The organism is Micromonospora sp. NPDC002717 (assembly GCF_040295705.1).
Lineage (GTDB): Bacteria > Actinomycetota > Actinomycetes > Mycobacteriales > Micromonosporaceae > Micromonospora.
The window spans coordinates 1-19220 of record NZ_JBEOVW010000013.1; the positions used below are offsets into that span (position 1 = coordinate 1).

General features: G+C 69.0%; 21 protein-coding genes, 2 tRNA genes and 1 rRNA gene. 6 read left to right on the forward strand and 18 right to left on the reverse strand.

The window, feature by feature from the left end; genetic code table 11:
• Positions 1-87, reverse strand: a 16S ribosomal RNA gene (locus ABT006_RS19975); the annotation flags it as partial.
• Positions 88-730: 643 nt separating this feature from the next.
• Here ABT006_RS19975 and ABT006_RS19980 point away from each other — a divergent pair.
• The gene (locus ABT006_RS19980; protein ID WP_350708377.1) at positions 731-958 is read left to right on the forward strand and encodes a hypothetical protein; all 228 of its coding nucleotides are present in this window, start codon (positions 731-733) and stop codon (positions 956-958) included.
• 3 nt (positions 959-961) lie between these two features.
• On the opposite strand, the gene ABT006_RS19985 is transcribed toward ABT006_RS19980, so the two are convergent.
• The 6 genes from ABT006_RS19985 to ABT006_RS20010 all read right to left on the reverse strand — a co-directional run bounded on the left by ABT006_RS19985 (position 962) and on the right by ABT006_RS20010 (position 6463).
• Positions 962-1759, reverse strand: coding sequence for a carbon-nitrogen hydrolase family protein (locus ABT006_RS19985; protein WP_350708379.1), 798 nt, complete (start codon positions 1757-1759; stop codon positions 962-964).
• A 161-nt stretch (positions 1760-1920) separates the two neighbouring features.
• Positions 1921-3216 carry an ATP-dependent Clp protease ATP-binding subunit ClpX gene (gene clpX / locus ABT006_RS19990; protein ID WP_350708380.1) on the reverse strand — a complete coding sequence of 432 codons (1296 nt, stop codon included), beginning with the start codon at positions 3214-3216 and terminating at the stop codon, positions 1921-1923.
• Between the two features lie 206 nt (positions 3217-3422).
• Positions 3423-4085, reverse strand: coding sequence for an ATP-dependent Clp protease proteolytic subunit (locus ABT006_RS19995; protein WP_350708382.1), 663 nt, complete (start codon positions 4083-4085; stop codon positions 3423-3425).
• A gap of 10 nt (positions 4086-4095) precedes the next feature.
• Positions 4096-4737 carry an ATP-dependent Clp protease proteolytic subunit gene (locus tag ABT006_RS20000; RefSeq protein ID WP_350685012.1) on the reverse strand — a complete coding sequence of 214 codons (642 nt, stop codon included), beginning with the start codon at positions 4735-4737 and terminating at the stop codon, positions 4096-4098.
• Positions 4738-4906: 169 nt separating this feature from the next.
• A complete protein-coding gene (gene tig, locus ABT006_RS20005) occupies positions 4907-6253 on the reverse strand; it encodes a trigger factor (RefSeq protein ID WP_350708384.1) in 1347 nt (448 codons plus the stop codon).
• Between the two features lie 136 nt (positions 6254-6389).
• Positions 6390-6463, reverse strand: a tRNA-Pro gene (locus ABT006_RS20010).
• Positions 6464-6665: 202 nt separating this feature from the next.
• Here ABT006_RS20010 and ABT006_RS20015 point away from each other — a divergent pair.
• A tRNA-Gly gene (locus ABT006_RS20015) sits at positions 6666-6739 on the forward strand.
• Between the two features lie 53 nt (positions 6740-6792).
• Here ABT006_RS20015 and ABT006_RS20020 read toward each other — a convergent pair.
• The 7 genes from ABT006_RS20020 to ABT006_RS20050 form a co-directional block, all read right to left on the reverse strand.
• Positions 6793-8115 carry a tyrosine-type recombinase/integrase gene (locus tag ABT006_RS20020; protein WP_350708386.1) on the reverse strand — a complete coding sequence of 441 codons (1323 nt, stop codon included), beginning with the start codon at positions 8113-8115 and terminating at the stop codon, positions 6793-6795.
• Entirely contained in the window at positions 8115-8333 is a 219-nt protein-coding gene (locus ABT006_RS20025) for a helix-turn-helix domain-containing protein (RefSeq protein ID WP_018831717.1), read from the reverse strand. The genes ABT006_RS20020 and ABT006_RS20025 overlap by 1 nt, the downstream gene beginning before the upstream one ends.
• A gap of 21 nt (positions 8334-8354) precedes the next feature.
• On the reverse strand, positions 8355-10136 hold the full coding sequence (locus ABT006_RS20030; RefSeq protein ID WP_350708389.1) for a replication initiator: 1782 nt from the start codon (positions 10134-10136) through the stop codon (positions 8355-8357).
• A complete protein-coding gene (locus ABT006_RS20035) occupies positions 10133-10777 on the reverse strand; it encodes a DUF2637 domain-containing protein (protein ID WP_350708391.1) in 645 nt (214 codons plus the stop codon). Before ABT006_RS20035 ends, ABT006_RS20030 begins: the two co-directional genes overlap by 4 nt.
• Positions 10759-12234, reverse strand: coding sequence for an FtsK/SpoIIIE domain-containing protein (locus ABT006_RS20040; protein ID WP_350708393.1), 1476 nt, complete (start codon positions 12232-12234; stop codon positions 10759-10761). The genes ABT006_RS20035 and ABT006_RS20040 overlap by 19 nt, the downstream gene beginning before the upstream one ends.
• On the reverse strand, positions 12225-12452 hold the full coding sequence (locus ABT006_RS20045) for a hypothetical protein (RefSeq protein ID WP_350708395.1): 228 nt from the start codon (positions 12450-12452) through the stop codon (positions 12225-12227). Before ABT006_RS20045 ends, ABT006_RS20040 begins: the two co-directional genes overlap by 10 nt.
• Before the next feature lie 165 nt (positions 12453-12617).
• Entirely contained in the window at positions 12618-13046 is a 429-nt protein-coding gene (locus ABT006_RS20050; RefSeq protein WP_350708397.1) for a hypothetical protein, read from the reverse strand.
• Between the two features lie 149 nt (positions 13047-13195).
• On the opposite strand from ABT006_RS20050, the gene ABT006_RS20055 reads away from it, so the two are divergent.
• Complete coding sequence (locus ABT006_RS20055; RefSeq protein ID WP_350708399.1) at positions 13196-13657, forward strand: hypothetical protein; 462 nt, start codon at positions 13196-13198, stop codon at positions 13655-13657.
• On the opposite strand, the gene ABT006_RS20060 is transcribed toward ABT006_RS20055, so the two are convergent.
• The 4 genes from ABT006_RS20060 to ABT006_RS20075 form a co-directional block, all read right to left on the reverse strand.
• Positions 13658-14383, reverse strand: coding sequence for a GntR family transcriptional regulator (locus tag ABT006_RS20060; protein WP_350708401.1), 726 nt, complete (start codon positions 14381-14383; stop codon positions 13658-13660). It abuts the gene before it with no gap.
• Between the two features lie 76 nt (positions 14384-14459).
• Positions 14460-14735, reverse strand: a complete 276-nt coding sequence (locus ABT006_RS20065; RefSeq protein WP_350708403.1) for a hypothetical protein — start codon at positions 14733-14735, stop codon at positions 14460-14462.
• Complete coding sequence (locus ABT006_RS20070) at positions 14732-14974, reverse strand: hypothetical protein (RefSeq protein ID WP_350708405.1); 243 nt, start codon at positions 14972-14974, stop codon at positions 14732-14734. The genes ABT006_RS20065 and ABT006_RS20070 overlap by 4 nt, the downstream gene beginning before the upstream one ends.
• Entirely contained in the window at positions 14967-15224 is a 258-nt protein-coding gene (locus ABT006_RS20075; protein WP_350708407.1) for a hypothetical protein, read from the reverse strand. The genes ABT006_RS20070 and ABT006_RS20075 overlap by 8 nt, the downstream gene beginning before the upstream one ends.
• 383 nt (positions 15225-15607) lie before the next feature.
• On the opposite strand from ABT006_RS20075, the gene ABT006_RS20080 reads away from it, so the two are divergent.
• From ABT006_RS20080 to ABT006_RS20090, 3 genes are all read left to right on the forward strand, one after another.
• Positions 15608-16831, forward strand: coding sequence for a helix-turn-helix domain-containing protein (locus ABT006_RS20080; protein ID WP_350708409.1), 1224 nt, complete (start codon positions 15608-15610; stop codon positions 16829-16831).
• A 24-nt stretch (positions 16832-16855) separates the two neighbouring features.
• Positions 16856-17329, forward strand: a complete 474-nt coding sequence (locus tag ABT006_RS20085) for an NUDIX domain-containing protein (protein ID WP_350708411.1) — start codon at positions 16856-16858, stop codon at positions 17327-17329.
• Positions 17330-17913: 584 nt separating this feature from the next.
• Complete coding sequence (locus ABT006_RS20090; protein ID WP_350708413.1) at positions 17914-19125, forward strand: hypothetical protein; 1212 nt, start codon at positions 17914-17916, stop codon at positions 19123-19125.
• The last annotated feature ends 95 nt before the right edge of the window (positions 19126-19220 follow it).

Consider the following 19220-nt stretch of genomic DNA (forward strand, 5'->3'; position numbering starts at 1 on the left):
GTACCCCGAAGGGCCTTTCCGCTCGACTTGCATGTGTTAAGCACGCCGCCAGCGTTCGTCCTGAGCCAGGATCAAACTCTCCAACAAAAACTTTGCTGAAACAGTCATCCCGACAACATGTGTTGCCAAAGGAATCCAAGACCAACAAACCATAAAGGCTTGCCAGTCCGGGGTATCAAACAATTTGGCACTGGCTTATCAAGCACCCTGTTGAGTTCTCAAAGAACAACCACACACCACTCAGGCATCCCACATCGTGGACGCCCGCTTGGGGCAACTTCTCTACCTTACTCGGCTCACTTCGCGTTGTCAACCCCGTGTCGGAGATGATCAACGTTCGGTGCTCCAGATCCACGATGACGCACGCCGTATCACGGCGGTCGTTTCTGTCGTGGGAACCGCAGACCGGCCGATCGCCGCTCTGCGGCTATCCGCCCGGCTCCTGCCGGCTTCAGCACTCTACCCGGTCAGTCTCGCGATCGCAACCCCGTGTCGGAGTGTCTTCGCACCGCCCGATTCCCAGTCTCGCTCGGCGTCTCCGCCACGAGCCTGGTGCCCGTTGTCAGCCGGTTTGCCCGACATCCCGCGTGCAGAGAGAAAGTTACGCGGACTGCCCCGGGAAGGCAAATCAGCGTCCGTCGCTGCCCGGCTGCCGCCGGCGGAGACGGTCCCGCATTCGTGATGGCAGCACAGGGTCCGCACGGGGCTCCGCCGTGCCAGAGTGTTCGTCATGGACGACCTCACCCGCCCCCGGCCGGCGGTGCTCGCCGAGGACGCGCTGCTCGGGCTGCTGCTGCCGTTCTGGCAGTTGGTCATCGGCGCCTTCGTGCTCTTCGTCCTCGTGGTGTCGGTGGCACGACTGGCCCGACGGGGGCGGTCCCGGATGACGACGGCCCTCCTCGTCACGGCCGCGGCGATCGCCGGCTTCGCCGTGGTGGGCGTGCTGCTGCAGGGCTGACGCCTACAGGCGCCGATTCGCCAGGCTCGGCAACTCGGCACGGATCGTCCGCAGCCGGTCGAGATCGAGGTCGGCGACGGCGACACCCGGCCCGTCGGGCACCTGGGTGAGCACCGTCCCCCACGGGTCGACCACCATGCTGCGCCCGAAGCAGGTCCGGCCCGGTTCGTGGTCGCCGGTCTGCCCCGCCGCGGCGACGAAACACTGGTTCTCGATCGCCCGCGCGCGCAGCAGCACCTCCCAGTGGTCGCGCCCGGTGTGCAGCATGAAGGCCGCCGGCACCACCAGCAACTGGGCGCCGCCGTCCGTGGCGAGCTGCCGGTACAGCTCCGGGAAGCGGAGGTCGTAGCAGATCGACAGTCCGACACGGAGCCCCTCGACGTCGACCACCACCGGCTGGTCGCCGGGGGCGACGGTGGCCGACTCCAGGTAGGAGACCCGGCCGGGGATCTCCACGTCGTACAGGTGGATCTTGCGATAGGTGGCCGCGAGCGTTCCGGAGCGGTCGAGGACCAGGGTGGTGTTCCAGGTGCGGGCCGGGTCCGGCCCGCGCTCGTGGATCGACCCGGCGATCACCCAGATGCCCAGCCGGCGCGCGACGCCGGCGAAGAACTGCCCCACCTCGCCGTCCACCGGCTCCGGCTCGGGCAGGCCGGCGGCGGGGCCGAGGTAGTCGACGTACTCCGGCAGGAGGGCGACGTCCGCACCGGCCGCGGCGGCGCGCTCCAGCAGGGCCTCGGCGACCGCGAGGTTGGCCTTACGGTCGTCCCGGGCGTTGAGCTGGCAGACGGCGACGCGCATGGGGATCAGCGTACGACCGGACCGGGCCACGGCGCGACGGTGGCAACCGTAGAACACTCCGCCCCGGTCTCCGCCTCACCCGCTGCCGACGCTCACCGCCTCCTGGAAACGCCGACCGCGCCCGACCTCGACGGACGGGCGCGGTGGCAGTGGCGGTGGGTTCAGGCCGACTTCTCCTCGCGGTCCCGCCGGGCGCGGCGGCCGGTGAACTCGCGGGGAACGATCGTCGGGTTCACGTTCTCCAGGACCACCTCGCGGGTGATCAGCACCCGCGCGGCGTCGGGGTTGCTCGGCACCTCGTACATCACGGAGAGCAGGACCTCTTCCATGATCGCGCGCAGGCCGCGGGCGCCGGTGCCGCGCAGCATCGCCTGGTCGGCGATCGCCTCCAGCGCCGGCTCCTCGAACTCCAGCTCGACGCCGTCGAGCTCGAAGAGGCGCTGGTACTGCCGGACGAGGGCGTTGCGCGGCTCGGTGAGGATGCGCACCAGCGCGGTGCGGTCCAGGCTGCGCACGTTGGTGATCACCGGGAGCCGGCCGATGAACTCGGGGATCAGCCCGAACTTCAGCATGTCCTCCGGCATGACCTGGCTGAAGATGTCGTCGGTCGACCGCTCGCTGACCGACCGGAGCCGGGCGCCGAAGCCCGTGCCGCCGTGGCCGGTGCGGGCCTCGATGATCTGGTCGAGCCCGGCGAAGGCGCCGCCGCAGATGAACAGCACGTTGGTGGTGTCGATCTGGATGAACTCCTGGTGCGGGTGCTTACGCCCGCCCTGCGGCGGCACGTTGGCCACCGTGCCTTCCAGCATCTTGAGCAGCGCCTGCTGGACACCCTCGCCGGAGACGTCCCGCGTGATCGACGGGTTCTCCGACTTGCGGGCGATCTTGTCGACCTCGTCGATGTAGATGATGCCGGTCTCGGCGCGCTTGATGTCGTAGTCCGCCGCCTGGATCAGCTTGAGGAGGATGTTCTCCACGTCCTCGCCCACGTAGCCGGCCTCGGTGAGCGCGGTGGCGTCGGCGATGGCGAACGGCACGTTCAGCATCCGCGCCAGCGTCTGCGCCAGGTGGGTCTTACCGCACCCCGTCGGGCCGAGCAGCAGGATGTTGGACTTGGCCAGCTCGACGGCGTCGCTGCCGGAACCCGGCGCGCCGGCCGCATCGGCCTGGATCCGCTTGTAGTGGTTGTAGACCGCGACGGCGAGCGCCTTCTTGGCCTGGTCCTGCCCGACCACGTAGTTGTCGAGGAACTGGCAGATCTCCATCGGCTTGGGAAGCTCTTCCCACTTCACCTCGCCGGACTCGGCCAACTCCTCCTCGATGATCTCGTTGCAGAGATCGATGCACTCGTCGCAGATGTAGACCCCTGGGCCCGCGATGAGCTTCTTGACCTGCTTCTGCGACTTGCCGCAGAAGGAGCATTTCAGTAGGTCGCCGCCGTCACCGATCCGTGCCACCTACGTTCTCCCTGCACTCATCGGCCGGAGACCCGGCCCTGACCTGCGGACGGTGCGCCGCCCGCCTCGTTCACCCAGCCGGAGGACCGGCGGAGCGGTACAGACCCGACGTTACCCGCTGGCGGAGTTTTCTCCGACCCCCAAAACGGGTGTGTCAGACGGTCGGCCGGGAGCGGACTCCCGGCCGACCTCGACGTGAAAACTGCTCAGCCGGCGGCGTTGGCCGCCAGCAGGCCCTTCTTGCGGCTGGTGAGGATGGTGTCCACCAGCCCGTACTCCCGGGACTCCTCGGCCGTCATGATCTTGTCACGGTCGATGTCCTTGCGAACCTTCTCCATCGGCTGGTTGCAGTGCCGGGAGAGCATCTCCTCGAGCTGGGTCCGCATCCGCAGGATCTCCCGGGCCTGGATCTCGATGTCCGAGCCCTGCCCGTAGCCGCCCTCGGTGGCCGGCTGGTGGATGATGATCCGCGAGTTCGGCAGCGCCATGCGCTTGCCCGGGGTGCCGGCGGCCAGCAGCACGGCCGCGGCGCTCGCGGCCTGGCCGAGGCAGACCGTCTGGATGTCCGGCCGGACGTACTGCATGGTGTCGTAGATCGCCGTCATGGCGGTGAACGAACCACCCGGCGAGTTGATGTACATGATGATGTCGCGGTCCGGGTCGGTGCCCTCGAGCGTCAGCAGCTGCGCCATCACGTCGTTGGCCGACGCGTCGTCGACCTGGACGCCGAGGAAGATGATCCGGTCCTCGAAGAGCTTGTTGTACGGGTTCGACTCCTTGACCCCGTACGACGTGCGCTCGACGAACGACGGCAGGACGTAGCGGTTGTGCACGGCCGCGAACTGCGGCGGCAGGCTCAGGTCGGTCATCGTCAACTCCTCAGCTCAGGGTCCCGGCGCCTTCCGGAACCTGCGTGGCTCCGGTGATCACCTTGTCGATGAAGCCGTAGTCCGTGGCCTCCTGGGCGGTGAACCAGCGGTCGCGGTCGGAATCCGCCTCGATCTGCGCCTGGCTCTGCCCGGTGTGGAAGGCGACCCGCTCCTGGAACATCCGCTTGGTGTAGAGCATCTGCTCCGCCTGGATGGCGATGTCCGACGCCGTGCCGCCCATGCCGCCGGACGGCTGGTGCATCATGATCCGCGCGTGCGGCAGGGCGTAACGCTTGCCCTTGGTGCCGGCGCAGAGCAGCAGCTGGCCCATCGAGGCCGCCATGCCCATCGCCACGGTCGACACGTCGTTGTCGATGAACTGCATGGTGTCGTAGATCGCCATGCCCGAGTAGACCGAGCCACCCGGCGAGTTGATCCACAGGTTGATGTCGCGGTCCGGGTCCTCCGCGGCGAGCAGCAGGAGCTGCGCGCAGATGCGGTTGGCGACCTGGTCGGTCACCTCGCTGCCCAGGAAGATGATCCGCTCCTTGAGCAACCGGTTGTAGACCGAGTCATCGAGGTTGCCAATGTTGTCGCCACCGCGGGCCTCGATAGCCCGGAGCGGCATCGCTTGCATGTGCATGTCGGTCATGGCAGCCCTTCGCTCTCCGTACCGTCCTACCCGACACTAACCGCTCAGCCGGGTGGCAGAGTCCCGGTCCGGGCAGTGTTCGCTAACAGCGCAGCCCCGGAGACGTACCCCGGAAAAGGGATCGGGCCGCCGCCCACCGCAAGCGGCGGACGGCGGCCTCACCCGACGATCAGTGCTCGTGGTTGTGCTCGGCCTCGCTCTCGGCGCGGAGGGCGTCGAGCGTCACCTCGTTGCCGGCCGAGTCCTTGATCTTGATGCGCTCCATGACCGAGGCCAGGGCCTTGCCGCGCCGCACGTCCCCGAAGACGGCACCGGCAGCGCCGGAGCGGACCAGCTGGTCGTAGTACTGCTGCGGGGCCATCCCGGCGCGCTGGGCCCGGTGCACGATCTCGTGGCCGAACTCGTCGTCGCTGACCTGGACCTCCTCGGCGTCGGCGAGGGTGTCCAGCAGCAGCTGGATCTTGACGCCCTCGGTCGCCGCCTCGGTCAGCTCGGCGTCGATCTGCTCCTCGGTCTTCTCCTCGGCCGCCAGGTATTCCTCCAGGGAGGCCCCGATGCGCTCGAGCTGGTCGACCATCGCCTGCTTGCGGCTCTCGACCTCCTCGCGGACGACCCCCTCCGGCGCCGGCACCTCGGCGGCGGCGACGAGCTGCTCCAGGGCCTTGTCGCGGGCGGCGTAGATCTGCTCGACCCGCTTGCCCCGGGTGACCCGCTCGCGCACGTCCCCGCGCAGCTCCTCGATGCTGTCGAACTCGCTCGCCATCTGGGCGAACTCGTCGTCGAGCTCCGGCAGCTCCTTCTCCTTGACCGTGCGGACGGTCACCGCCACCTCGGCGTCGCGGCCGGCGAAGTCGCCGCCGACGAGCTGGGTGGTGAAGGAGGTGCTCTCGCCGGCGGACAGGCCGACGACGGCCTCGTCCAGGCCCGGGAGGAGCTGCTTGCTGCCGACCTCGTGGGAGATGTTGCTCGCCTGGCCGCCCGGCACGTCCTCGCCGTCGACGGTCGCGTTCAGGTCGATCTGGACGTAGTCGCCCTCCTGGGCGGCCCGCTCGACGGTCTTCAGGGTGGCGAAGCGCTCGCGCAGGTTCTTCACCTGCTCGTCGATCTCGCTGTCGTCGATCTGCAGCTCGTCGACGGTCACCTCGATGGTGGCCGGGTCCGGCAGGGTGATCTCCGGGCGGACGTCGACCTCGGCAGTGAAGTTCAGCGAGTCACCGTCGTTGAACTCGGTGATCTCGACCTCGGGGCGGCCGAGCGTCTTCAGGTCGTGCTCGCGGACGGCGGCGAGGATGTTCTGCGGGATGGCCTCCTGGACCGCCTCGTTGAGGACGGTGCCCCGGCCGACCCGCTGGTCGATCACGGCCGCCGGAACCTTGCCCTTGCGGAAGCCGGGAACCTGGACCTGCTGCCCGATCTCCCGGTACGCCTTCTTGAGGCTCGGCTCGAGCTCGACGAACGGCACCTCGATGGCGAGCCGCACGCGCGTCGGGCTCAGAGTCTCGACGGTGCTCTTCACAGGCGTACTCCTTGACGGATCTCGGTTTTAGTCTGGGCGTGATAAGCCCATCGAGTGTAGGCGAGCCGGCCGGGCGCACCGGCAGCGGCCGGGGACCGCGCGGAGGGCGACCCCGGCGACCGGCCGCGGACGACAGTCGGGGTGGCGGGATTTGAACCCACGGCCCCTCGCTCCCAAAGCGAGTGCGCTACCAAGCTGCGCCACACCCCGTGGCGACGAGCAGTCTATGCGGTCGCGGCCCGCGCGACGTGCCGGGGCGTCACCCAACGCGCCGAACGGGGACCAACCGGACACCGGGTGCGCCGACCACCCCTGCACCGGACGACGGCACGCGCCGCGCCGGGATACGGCTGAGCGGACGGGGTGGGCCATTGGGTACGCTGTCGGCGCGCCCCGCAGCGTCGGGGCGTACGCGGGCGTAGCTCAATGGCAGAGCTTCAGTCTTCCAAACTGACGGTGCGGGTTCGATTCCCGTCGCCCGCTCCACACCTTCCGGCCCAGGTCAACGGCGTTCTCGCCGAGCCTGGGCCGTTCTCGTTTCAGCCCTCTTTGATCTTGCGTGCCATTGGCGTGCCAGTAGCGCCGGCCGTGCCGTCCGAGGCGGGTTCGCGTGCCGGCCGCTTCGGCTTCGTGCCCTTGGTTGCCTTGCGCGCCGCCGGCTTTTCCTTGGCCGCGTTCTGCTTGGCCGCCTTGGTCTTGCTCGCCTTGTCCTTGGCCTTGCTCGCCTTGGCCGGCGCCGCCGCCCGCTTCGCCTGCTTGACGATCCGGCGGTCCATGGCGTCGGCGATCTCCCGGTCCCGCTCGCTGTTCGCGTGCTGGTAGATCAGGGCCGCCCGCATGCTCGCGTGGCCCATCCGGTGCATCAGGTCCCGAGTGCTGGCCCCGGTCGCCGCCGCCAGGTTGTTTCCCGTGTGCCGGAGGTCGTGGAAGTGGAAGCCCTCTGGCATGCCAGACGCCCGTAGCGCCGCCGCCCAGCCGACCGCCCGGCGGAAGTTGCCGGAACGCAGCACCGCCCCCTTGTCCCCGGTGAAGACCAGCGCGTCCGACTCCTCCCCCACGTACTCGGCCAGGTGATCGGCGAGCGCCGTACGCGCCGCAGCCGGCAGGGTGACCGTCCGGTTGCCCGCTTCCGACTTGGGCGGCCCGAACTCCATCCGGTTGCGCAGCGCCGCCAGCTTGCGCGGCACCCGCACCGTGCCCGCCGTCAGGTCGACATCCGAGCGGCGCAGCGCCGCCAGCTCGCCCCAACGGAGCCCGGAGAACGCAGCGACGATCACCAGCGCGGAGAACCGGGGCGGCATCCGCTCGGCGAGCGCGAGCACCTGGGCGACGGTCGCCACCGGCCGCTCAGGCGTGTGATAGCGGTCATAGCCGGGGATGCGGCAGGGGTTCTGCCGAATCAACTCGTCTTCCTTCACGGCGGTGTTCAGGATCGCCCGAAGAAGTGAGTACGCCTTGACCGCCTGCGGCTCGGTGGTGCCACCGTCGAGCAGCGTGCGGCGCCAGGTGCGGATGGTCTGCGGCTTGATCGCGCCCAGGGCGAGCGCGCCGAGGTGCGGGCGGATGTGCAGCCGGAACAGGTCTTCGTAGTTCTCCCGCGTGCGCGGCTGGAGCTTGCGTTCGGCGATCCACTTCCGGCCGTACGGCTCAAGCTTGATCTCGCCCGCCTCCGGGGCCGTCCACTCCCCCTTGATGATCTCGGACTCCACCACGGTCAGCCACTTGGCCGCCTGGCGCTCGGTTTCGAAGGTGTGCGGCGCCTTCCGCTCCAACCCGTCCGGGCCGAGGTACCGCGCCTGGTAACGGCCAGACGGGAGGCGACGCACGTTGCCGAAACGCCGCCGGCCCTTGCTCGCCGCCATCAGGCCACCTCCCCCAGGTAGTCGCGCAGGTGCGCCCGGGTCATCGGCACGACCCGGTTGCTGTCGATGTAGGCGGCGACGGCCGACGCCTCGAAGCGCACCAGGCGGCCGACCTTGACGAAGGCGATCCGCCGTTCGGCGACCAGCCGGCGGACGAATCGCGGGGTTGCCTTGAGGCGAGCGGCGACCTCGTCAGCGGTCAACAGCTCGTCGTTCATGCGGTTGCTCCTCGCAGGAGTTCAGGCCGCGAGCGCGGCGGGTTGTGCGGTTGCCGAAACGGCGGCGGCTGTTCGTATCCGGGCGGTGTCGAGGTCTGCACGCCAGCGGATGCGGGCGGATATCGCGCGTAGGAGCCGGTGCTCCAGCGGTGGCACGTCCGGGTCCTCGGGCCGGGCGAGTTCGAACCGGTACCGCTTCGAGCCGTCCGTCTCGTCGGCCGCCTGGTCGTGCTCCTCGGTGTCCGCCATGCCGCCCGCGAGGATGGCCCGGACCCAGGACCGGTTGTCGGCGCGGTGGTCGGCGAGGGTCTTGCCGGACCACTGCCGGGAGACGAGCACCCGCCGGCCGGTGAAGCCGAGGGTGGAACGTTGGTGGACCTTCCCGGTGCAGCGGCCGGGCGTCAAGCCTGCCTTGACCCCGTCCGGCTGGACTCCGTAGAGCAGCCAGTTCGCGCAGGTGGGCGAGCACGGCAGGACGGCCAGTTCGGCGTGGAGGCGGTCGAAGTGGGCCTTCTGCGCGTCGGAGCGCGGCTTGGCCTGGTCGGTCAGGTCCTTGGTGACGTACTTGGTCACGTAGCGGATGGAGCGTTCGGCGTCCTCGGTGCCCTGCTCGATGCCCCGGGCGTCGATCCGGCCGAGGCGGACGACGTAGGCGGGTCGGCTGTCGGGTTCCTCCAGGGCGTCGAGGGCTTCACCCCAGGTGGGCAGCGACTCGCGGGTCTTCGGGTCGACGTACGCCCGCCGGTCGACGTCCCAGACCGGCGGCTTGTCGACCGGGTAGACCAGCGCGTCGAACGGCGGCCACCACACCTGGTGGTACGTGGCTGCCGCGATCTGCTTGAGCAGCCGGCGGGGCAGGGTGCCGCGGATGGCGAAGTGCGCGTGTGGGGCGAGCCGCCGTTGCAGCTCGACGGCTCCGGCGTACTGGACGTTCCAGCCGGCGGCACGACGCACGTTCTGCCACCACCGGTCGAGCACCCGCGCGAAGTGAATCGCGTCCAGGGCGGCGCGCCGGTAGTCGTATGTCGTGGGGTCGACGGGGGTGCCGAGCACGTCGTCATACGGGCCGTGGCGCTGGCCGCACTCGCAGGGGGCGACGTAGGCGCCGCGCCGGAGGTGGGAGTGGACCGGGCCGTGTGAGCCGAGGGTCAGCGTGACGAGCATCGAGGGACGGTGGGTTTTGCCTGCCTTGCCCGAGTAGGCGCGGCCGACTGTGCGCGGGTCGACCGGCAGGCGAGGCAGGTCGGGTGTGTCCTGCCGCCGCCTGGTCGACCGCTTTCGCCGGGGCCGCTCGTCGCGCTCTTTCGGGGTGAGGTGGCCGCGCAGGCTGGTTTCGGCGAGCGCTTCGTCCAGCTCCGCGATCGCGGCGTCCACGTCGGCGATCTGCGCGGCCCGCTCGTCCGGGGACATCGGCTGGTAGTGCAGTGCTTCGCGTTCGAGCTCCAGGTGTGCCCGGACCCGGACGAGGGCGAGCACGTCTTCCCCGGGTTGGTCGGGGCGGACGGCGGGTTCGTCGGCGAGGTGCCAGCCCTCGCGGATCTGTTGGATGCGCAGCCGCCGGCCTCGCTCCGCGCACGGCTTGCACTTCGCCGCCAGGGTCGCCCCGCAGGGCACCTCGACCACTTCGGTAAGGCCGGTGGCAGTGTCGGTGCGGCGCAGGGCCAGGGGACGGACGCAGACGCCGTTCTGTTCGGCGAGTTGCTTGAGCGCGTCCTTGGCCAGGGGCTTGCGCATCCGGTCCGCGCGCGATCCCGGCCGGGGCTGTTCGACGGGAGTCGTGGGGATGAGTTCGAGTTGGCTCATCGGTCACGCTCCCCGGCGAGGACGCTGCCGTTGCGGGGCGCGAACGCTGCCGCCGGCACGGGCACCAGTCCCGGCCGCCGCTCCACCGGCGTCACAGGCACCGGGCGGAGAGTCATCGGCCGGGGCTGCTCGTCGTTGGTTTCCACGGCGACGGTTACCGCCTGGTCCTCGTTGACGAGGTCGGCGGACGGCCGTTCCTCAGTCGGGTCGTAGCCGGGCGGCATATCGCCCCAAGCGTTGGCGTCTGCCTGCTTGTCGACGGTCACCGTTACCGGGGCGGGGGTGGTGGAGAAGATGAGCTTGGACAGGCCGAGGAACGCCAGCGCTGGCACGGCTGACAGCAGCCACCCGGACACGCCCGGCTTGGCCACGGCGAGCTGCGCGGACAGAGACAGGGCGACGGCGCAGACGAGCAGGAACATCGGGTACCCGATCGGGCCGCCGGTGCGGCGGCGCCGCCGGATCGTCAGCAGCGCTGCCAGGGGCAGCAGTTCGGAGATGGCGGCGTTGGCCCAGCCGAACCAGTCCCCGGTACCGGCCGGGGAGTTGGCCATGGTCCAGTCGTGGACGTGGGTAAACGACGCCGCGCCGGCCAGCCCGCCCACCGTGAGGACGATGAGCACTAGGACCGCGCCCTCCACTCGGTCTGCGTACGCGTTGGCCTGCACCGGGTCACCTCCTGCTCGTCGTTGGTGTCGTCGCAGAGCCGCCGGTAGTCACGACCCAGCTCGCGGATGTCGTCGTCGGTGAGGTAGGCGAACCGCACCCGGACGGGTTCGCGAACGCCGTCGAGGACGACGAACCCGATCCCAGGAGCGGATTCGGGGATGCGGTCGCAGAGGGCTCCCCGGTCGCGGGCGCCGTCGCCGAGGACCATGTCCACCTGCTCCGGCTCGGTCAGCCGCAGGCCGACGCGGGTGGGGAACAGGTCCCGGAACGGCAGGACATCCTTGCGGGGGTCCTGCAACGCCGCCACCACGTGCACCCCGACGGCCCGCCCCTGGCTGAGCAGCAGCCCGAGGGCTTCCTTGATCCGGTCGCGGACCTTCCGATCGGTGATGTACGCCGTCAACGCCGCCAATTCGTCGACCACCAGGACGATCAACGGCTCATCCGGCGTCGGCGTGTGCTGACGGGCCACCCCGCGCAGCCGGGCCGCCCGCAGCCGCATCCGCTTGACGGCCTCTTCCAGAACGCCAGCCATGCCGTCGGGGTCGTCGTAGGAGAACCGGGCAAACAACGGCACCCCGGCCGCCAACTCCATCCCGCCCTTCGGGTCGAACGCCCACAGCTCCACCAGCCCCGAGCGGACACCGCCGGCCAGGGAGCGGATCAGCGACCACAGCACCGACCCCTTGCCCGACCCCGTCGCCCCGGCGATCAGCACATGCGAGCCGGCCAGGCGCAGCGCGTAGGGCTGCCCGTCCTCGCGCACACCGAGCGGCAGCCCGCCCAGGTCCGGCACGGCCGGCACCGGCAGCGGCGCCACCGTGCCGGCGAGGGGGTCACGGCGCAGGAACCGCAGCACGACCTGATCCGGCCGGTCCGTCGACCGGGCCTGACCCTGGCGGAGGCGGAAGGCGTAGGCGAGGCGTTCCGCGGCCTGCCCCCAATCGTCGGGGATCTGGCCCGGCAGCATCCGGACGGTCACCTCGTCGCCGTAGCGGTCACAGCGCACCCGCAGCAGTTGCGGCACGTACCGGTCACCGGCGAACGCCGTCGCCAGCCCACACGTCGCCATGACCGACGCCCACCGCCGCCGATACACCGTCAGAGCCCGGACACGGCTGACGATCGGATACCAGCCGAACCGCAACCACGACGCCCGGTGCCACCGCCACCAGGCGGCACAGCCGACAACCACGACCAGGACGACGCCGGCCAGGACCCGCTCGCCGTACTCCGCCCGCACCCACGCGGCGAGCACGGTCGGAGCGGTGAGCCACCAATACCGGACCGCCAGCACGGTCAGCCGGAACATGCCCCGGGCCAGCCACCAGAACACCAGCAGCCAGCCCGGGACCCGCCACGCCGGAAGGCGCACGTTCATCGGCGCCACCGGGATCTTCTCGCCCGGAATGATGTTGATCAGAGGCACAGGTCATCACCCCTGCCAGGACGGGCCAGGGTGGCGATGCACGAGCGGCACGACATGCGCCGCAGGTCGAACCGACGCGGCTTCACCCACTCCTCGCAGCGGGGGCAGCGGATCGCGCACACCCGCGCCGAAGCCGGCGGCAGGTGAAGGGCCGACCGGACGGCCGCCTCCGCCTCCCGGTAGGCGTGACGCAGGCCGACCAGACGGGTGCGGGACATCAGGACCACCACCCCGACGAGCAGCAGCCCTCAGGGCAGTTCAGGGCAGGGGGAACTACGGTGGGCATCACGCCCTCCTTCACACGTGAGGGATGGAAGAAGCGCGGGACGGGCCGGGACTCTTGGCGGGGAAACGACCCGCCCCGCGCGCCAAACAACGACCGGTCAGGCCGCCACCGAACCCGGCACCGTCGACGCCGGCCGGATCGCGGTAGCCCGCAGCGAGTACGCCATCCGGGAACGGCAGTCACCCGACGAGCGGCCCGGCTTGCACCGCTGCGAATCCACATACGGGGTCAGAGTCAGGCCCTCGAACTCCACCGCCGGCGGATACCCCGGCACCGTCGACGGCGGCGGCACCGGCTGCTGCCCGGCGACCACCTTCACCTTCACCTCGGTCGACCGACCGAACTTCCCCGCCTCCGGATCCAGGTCCATCACCCGCACCACCCAGACCCGCTCCCCGGACTCCTTGTCCCGCGCCTGGTTGTCCGCCTCACCACGCCGCTCAAAATCGATCTGCGGCGACACACCCAGGCACAACGCCCCGGCGGGGAACACGTACTCGGACGGGACCGGCACCTTCAACGTCATCGGAACCACGTAGACAGCCTCCTAGCCTTACCAGTCGTCTACCTGACAACCGGTTGAGCTAACAAGCTACGTCAGCTTGTAAACACAAGCAAGGTCTAATGAGGTCGGTTCATGTTGGAGTGTCAGAGGGCGCTGAGAACCTCAGCCACGTGGAACCCCTTGCCGCGCACAACATCTCCGTCTCCGTCCACTACGGCCACTTCGTCCTTCGTGACGTGTGGTGCGATGCCGGCGACGACGGCGAGTCATACAGGGCCGCGCAGGATCACGTGGCCGGCGCGTCCACGTACCAGCTCACGGTTCGGGCGCTTTCGCCCAACGCAGAGCTTCAGATGCGACTTTGGCCCGCCGAACCCGAGCCGGACGACGGCGCATGGAGCGGCTGTCGACAGCTTCAATTGCACTGCCCAACCGGTGAACTTCTCGTCGAGCAGATAACCGCCGGCGCGGCGGCTGAGGTTGCGCTGCCCCAGGGGGCTGGAGTCTACGGCGTCCGGGTTCATGGCAGCGCAATCGACGGTACCGAGAGGTTCCTCATCGACCTCTGGTGGCAATCGCCGCTGCCACCAGACGACGATGACGAGGACTTCTACGGCGACGAGTGGAACTGATCAGCTCAAGGCGTAGGTGTCTTCGATTTCGTGACGGCTGCCAGGCATCACCAGGACCGAGGTCATGATCGGGTCGCCGGATGCCTGGTGCACGGTGATGACGACGCTCATCACCGACTCGTCGGCCGGCACGTCCAACGCCTCAGCCTCGACCTCGCCCACCCGGCGTGCCGTCATCCGCTCGGTGGCGTAGTCGGCCCGTAGGCCCTTCTGACGCGCGATGAGGTCGAGCAGGCCACCAGGGATCGGGTCCGGCTTGGTGATGTCGGTACCGACCGCGATGTCCACCGGCACGAAGGTGGCGACCAGGTCCACCGGACCCGCCTCCGAGACGGTCCGGCGGCGCCGCTCGTAGACCGGCGTGCCCTCCTCGATCTTCAACTCCGCGGCGATCCGCGGTGAGGCAAGCACCGGACCGACGTGCAGGATCTCGGTCGCGCCGGTTTCATCCAGCTCGACCGCGTCGCGGGCGTACTCGGGCGACGTGCGGCCGGCGGCGGGCCGGCCGCGTACGAAGCTGCCCTTGCCCTGCTGCGACTCGATCCAGCCGTCCTGCTTGAGGATGCCCAGCGCCTTGAGCACCGTCGGGCGGGACACCCCGAACTCCGTGCAGAGCTGGTTCTCCGACGGCAGTGCCGCACCGGGCGCGTAGTCGCCGCCCTCGATGCGCTTCCGCAGCGTGTTCAACACGCGCAGGTATTTCGGCGTCGGAATCTCGTACGCCATCGCGGGCCACCCCACCTAGGAACGCTGCATGAATCTCAGCAGCTTATGAGTTGTTTGCATGACAGAACAAGTCAGCTCAGCCGTCCGACGTTACACGCTCCACCGCTTCGGCCAGCCACCCTGACCAGGACGACGGCGCGTCTATCAGCTCCGGCCGGGACGCGCCCGGCCACCGCCGGGGCAGGCAGCCGTACCGGCCGAACACGCGCAGCGCCGCCCGCCGTTGTGGGCACGGGCCTTCCTCGCCGCAGCCGACGCAGCGCCCGTCCGCGCTCGACGGCGTGTGCCGGTCGAGCTGCGCCTGTGCCGCGCGGAGCTGGTCGCGCACGGCACCGGACAGGTACGTGGTCACCGGGCCGGTCCGTCGGGCGGTAGAAGGCTCGCGCGTACCAGGATCTGCGCTTGCGGCCCCCGGCCGCCGGACGGGCTCAGCCTCATCCCCTCGACCCAGATCCACGGCTCATGCGCCGGGCGGTTGACCACCAACCGGACCCCGGTCACCCACAGCGTCACCGGTCCGTCCGAGGGCCGGTAGCGGTCGGCTGCGCCGATCCGCAGCACCGATCCGAGTCGTACCCGAACGTCAAACACCGCGCCTCCTCATCACCGGCGCCACGTTGCGAGGCGGCGCGCTGTCGGTCGTGCATGGCCGGATCTGTAGGCCGGCGATCTGTACGAAGACCTCGCGCCGTTCCAGTGCCTTGCCGCTTGCCGGGTTGATGGAGTAGCCGGTGAGCCACACCCAGCCGTGGTACGTCGGTTTGTCGCAAACCGAGGTGACCCGCAGCCACAGCGCCCGGTCACCGCCAAACTGCACCGAGGCCCGTCCGTCGATCAGCACCAGGTCGCCAGGTGCCGGGACGCCCGGCCGGCGCGGTGCTGGTTTGCGAGGCGCCGGGGCGGGCGGGCCATTCACGGGCCGTCGTTCGGGTCGCGGCCCCACACCAGCACCCACCCCGGGCCAGCCTCAGCAGGTCGCCGAGCGACCGGAACCCGCGCAGTCCAGGCAGGACCGCCGAGCCAGGGAACGAATCCGCTCCGACCCCCGCCCCATCCCCCGGACGGCGGTGCGGGCGAGGGTGTACTTCCAGCCCGCGCCCGAGCAGGATTGGCAGTTGCTCGATACGTTCAGCCCCGTCATGCAGACAGGTTGTGGCACATACCGCCCAGTGACCCGGAAAATCCTTCCGGGGTCGCAGCCGACCGAGGGGAGACAGTGAACCGGTGCGCGGGACGACCAACACCCTGACCATCGGCGAACGCGTCGCCTGGTACCGCCGGCGACGCGGCCTGTCCCAGGAGGTCCTGGCCGGGCTCATCGGCCGTACCGCCGACTGGTTGGGCAAGATCGAGAACAACCGGATCGAGCTGGACCGGCTGTCCGTCATCAAGTCCCTCGCCGAAGTCCTGGATGTCTCCCTCGGCGACCTGCTCGGCGAACCCTCGCTGCTCGACTGGACCGGCGACAGCGGCACCGAAACCGTGCCCGCCCTGCGCGCCGCCCTGATGAACTACCGCGCCCTCGGTCCCTTCGGCGGCGACACGGACGCGGAACCATTGAGCGTCGCTGTGCTCAGGAAGGAGGTCGGCGCCCTCTGGGACGCCTACCAGGACTCTCGATTCGGATACGTCACCGGCCGCCTGCCCGACCTGCTCCACCGCGCCCAGGCCGCCGCCGACCACCACGACGGCGACGACCAGGACCAGGCCCGCCGGCTACTCGGTCTCGCGTACCAGCTCGCCGCCACCCAGCTCACCAAGCTCGGTGAGAGCGACCTCGCCTGGATCGCGGCCGACCGTGGCTTGGCCGCCGTCCGGCCCACTGGCGACCCTCTCGTTACCGGCTCTCTGTTCCGCTCCGTCGGTCACGCTCTGCACGCCACCGGCCGCTACGCCGAAGCCGTACGCCTTACCGAGGACGCCGCCGGCTACCTTGAGCCCCACATGAAGCACGCCACGCCAGCGCTGCTTTCGGTCTACGGGACCCTGTTCCTGTCCGGCTCGATGGCCGCCGCCCGATCCAACGATGCCACCACCACCCGCAACTTCCTCGCCACCGCCGAGCACGCCGCCGGCCAGCTCGACGCCGATGCCAACCACCTCTGGACCGCGTTCGGCCCGACCAACGTCGCTATCCACCGCGTCGCCACCGCCGCCGAGTTGGGCAACCTGCAAGTCGCCATCGACCTCGGCCCGCGCGTCGACACCGCCGGCCTACCGATGGAACGCCGCGTACGGCACGCCCTCGAAGTCGCCCGCGCCTACAGCTCATGGAACCGGGTCGACGACGCCCAGGCCGTCCTGCTCGACGCCGAACAGATGGCACCCGAACAGGTGCGACACCATTTCCTCAGCCGCCAACTCGCCCTTACCTGGATACGCCGCCAGCGCGGCAAGCCCTCGGCCGAGCTGGTCGGACTGGCCCGCCGGCTCAAGGTGCTCGACTGAGCCCAGCCCATCTAGGCTGCCCTGGTGACGGCCAACGAGATGCCACCCATGGCAACCCCACGCGTCGCCGCAGGCGCCCTCTTCTTCGACGACGACGACGACGGCAGCGTGCTCCTCGTACGCCCCAGCTACAAAAAGCACTGGGACATCCCCGGCGGCTACGTCGAACCCGGCGAGTCGCCCCGCGCCGCATGCGCACGTGAGGTCGAAGAGGAACTTGGCATCACGCCCGCGCTGGGACCGATGCTGGTCGTTGACTGGGCGCCCGCCGAGCACGAGGGAGACAAGCTCTTGTTCATCTTCGACGGCGGTTCACTCGGCGCCAAGCAAGAGCGTGACATCCGCTTCGCCGACGGTGAACTCACCGAATGGCGCTATGTGGGCGCAGAGTCCTTGGACCAGTACGGCCCGGCCCGGCTCGCCCGCAGGATCCGTTCGGCGATTGCAGCGCGTAGTACTGGCAGCTCTGCGTACGCCGAATACGGCAGCGCAATCTAGAGCACAGTTTCGATACACGATCAAGGCGGCCCTTGACGGGCCGCACGCGCCGCCGCCAGGGCGCGCGGCCTGCACTCCGCTGTCGCTCCGCTCCGGCCACGCAACACGCCAGGCGGCTGGCGCGGAGAGCGGAATGCCCGGAGGGGCCGCCGCATGACGACAGCAGCGTTGACCGGGTGGTGGTGGGCCGGCAGCCGGCCGGGCCGCGCGGCCACGAGCCCCGCGCGGCGTAGGGAAGCGCACGCCGGCTGCGTCGGCGAGTTGGCGGCGGTCGCGGGCCCGCGGTCAGTGCGCCTCCGGCGGGGCGCTCCGGCTCCAGGATGGCCGGGGCTCCGTCGGCGCGTCGCGGTCCGTGGGTGGTTGCGGTAGGCCATCCCGACTGCCATCGACCCGGGCAAGCCGAGCAGACCACCGCCCGACCCGCCAGCGTCCGAACGTGCGTCAAGGTCCGCTTGACGTGGCGGGCCGGGCGGCGGCCCGCTCCCCAGGAGGGCGGGTCGATGGCAGACGGGATGGCAGTGGCGCACGCATGGGAGGATGTGAGCATCTTTGCGGATTGCTGAGGGCCGATAAGTGGAGCTGTTGTGAAGGACTGGTTGGTTACCGCCTCGGGTGCGGTCGCCATTGTTGGCTTGCTATATCTTTTCTATGCGGCCGTCCGCACCCGATGGCCTGAAAGTTATGTCTCAGCCTCGACGGATGTGGGGCTGATTATTAATCGCAACATTACTCGCTATTTAGCATTCATGTTCGGGCCTGCATACATCATTACCCTGATTGTTTCTACTACAGTAGATCGGTTCGGCGGGAAGGGGGTGATTTCTGCGCTCGCTGGGGCTCTGATTCATGTCGGCAGAACCCAGGGTGTTCATTACTTTAAGCATGTGGCACGGAATGGCAATCACACTCGGCTGCCCGCCACGATAGTGGCGATTGTGGCGGCGCTCGGGACGCTCGCTTCAGCAGGATTGGGAGGGCTGGGCCCTGGCCCCTTCACCGCAGTGGTGCCGCCTATTGATGAGTTTTTCAAATCTCTATGGACAACCATTTTTGTGGCCTTACTTGCAGTGGCCGTGCTTCGCGCTTCCAAAGACACAACATCGGCGGCGGTTCTGGCGGAAAGGTCGAAGCGGGAGGTGGGCGAGGACCTGCTCAGATTCGCTCGCGAGGAGGCTGAAAAGGCGGGAGTGGATCCCATCCTTCTTGAGGGGATCCTTCTAACCGAGAACCTGCAACGACCTAAGTGGGTTCGTCGACTTGAGCGATGGAAGGGGTGGCTTCGCCCTGAAGGAACCTACGGCGTTATGCAAGTGCACTCAGCCGTGCCGCTATCTGATCGATCGTCCGTGCTCCGAGCCATATCGGATCATCTGTCCAATGTGGTTGTGCGGCGGGGTCAGTGGACTTACTACGACAGGGAGGACCTGCGTCGTACGTTGAGTCAGTACAACTCAAACGAGGACTTCGTTGAAGTAGCCTGCGAAATTGTCGAGGAAATCAGCCATTCGGCGGTGGCTGACAGCGGTCGTCGTGACGGCAGGACTAGGGAGGAGCAGCTTGCGGAGCGGGTGAATCTCGCCCTTGCTGTTTGGAAGGAGATGGCAATGCGAATGGCTGCGGGAGAAGAGGGTGTGGTTGCTATCGCTCGACTGCCAATTTCTGACTTGCGAACGATAGCGGAAATTGTCGAGCGCCTCCCAAAGCCGAGTAGTGCAGCGGAAGAGGATGCAAAGGTGTCGGTGCTGGCCGCCCTTGAGGGTTCCGGCCTAGAGGGGGGCACCGGCGATCGGGATTGATATCGTTTTAGGTCTGGCTTGGACGGTATGATGCCAGTCTGCCGGCGGTTCGACCGCCGGCCCTCTCCGGTGTGGGGCAGGGCAGCCCTAGACGC

Coding starts and splice junctions, on each gene's coding strand:
- ABT006_RS19980 (WP_350708377.1), top strand. CDS start 731: ATGGACGACCTCACCCGCCCCCGGCCGGCGGTGCTCGCCGAGGACGCG.
- ABT006_RS19985 (WP_350708379.1), bottom strand. CDS start 1,759: ATGCGCGTCGCCGTCTGCCAGCTCAACGCCCGGGACGACCGTAAGGCC.
- ABT006_RS19995 (WP_350708382.1), bottom strand. CDS start 4,085: ATGACCGACCTGAGCCTGCCGCCGCAGTTCGCGGCCGTGCACAACCGC.
- ABT006_RS20000 (WP_350685012.1), bottom strand. CDS start 4,737: ATGACCGACATGCACATGCAAGCGATGCCGCTCCGGGCTATCGAGGCC.
- ABT006_RS20020 (WP_350708386.1), bottom strand. CDS start 8,115: ATGGCGGCGAGCAAGGGCCGGCGGCGTTTCGGCAACGTGCGTCGCCTC.
- ABT006_RS20025 (WP_018831717.1), bottom strand. CDS start 8,333: ATGAACGACGAGCTGTTGACCGCTGACGAGGTCGCCGCTCGCCTCAAG.
- ABT006_RS20030 (WP_350708389.1), bottom strand. CDS start 10,136: ATGAGCCAACTCGAACTCATCCCCACGACTCCCGTCGAACAGCCCCGG.
- ABT006_RS20045 (WP_350708395.1), bottom strand. CDS start 12,452: ATGTCCCGCACCCGTCTGGTCGGCCTGCGTCACGCCTACCGGGAGGCG.
- ABT006_RS20050 (WP_350708397.1), bottom strand. CDS start 13,046: ATGACGTTGAAGGTGCCGGTCCCGTCCGAGTACGTGTTCCCCGCCGGG.
- ABT006_RS20060 (WP_350708401.1), bottom strand. CDS start 14,383: ATGGCGTACGAGATTCCGACGCCGAAATACCTGCGCGTGTTGAACACG.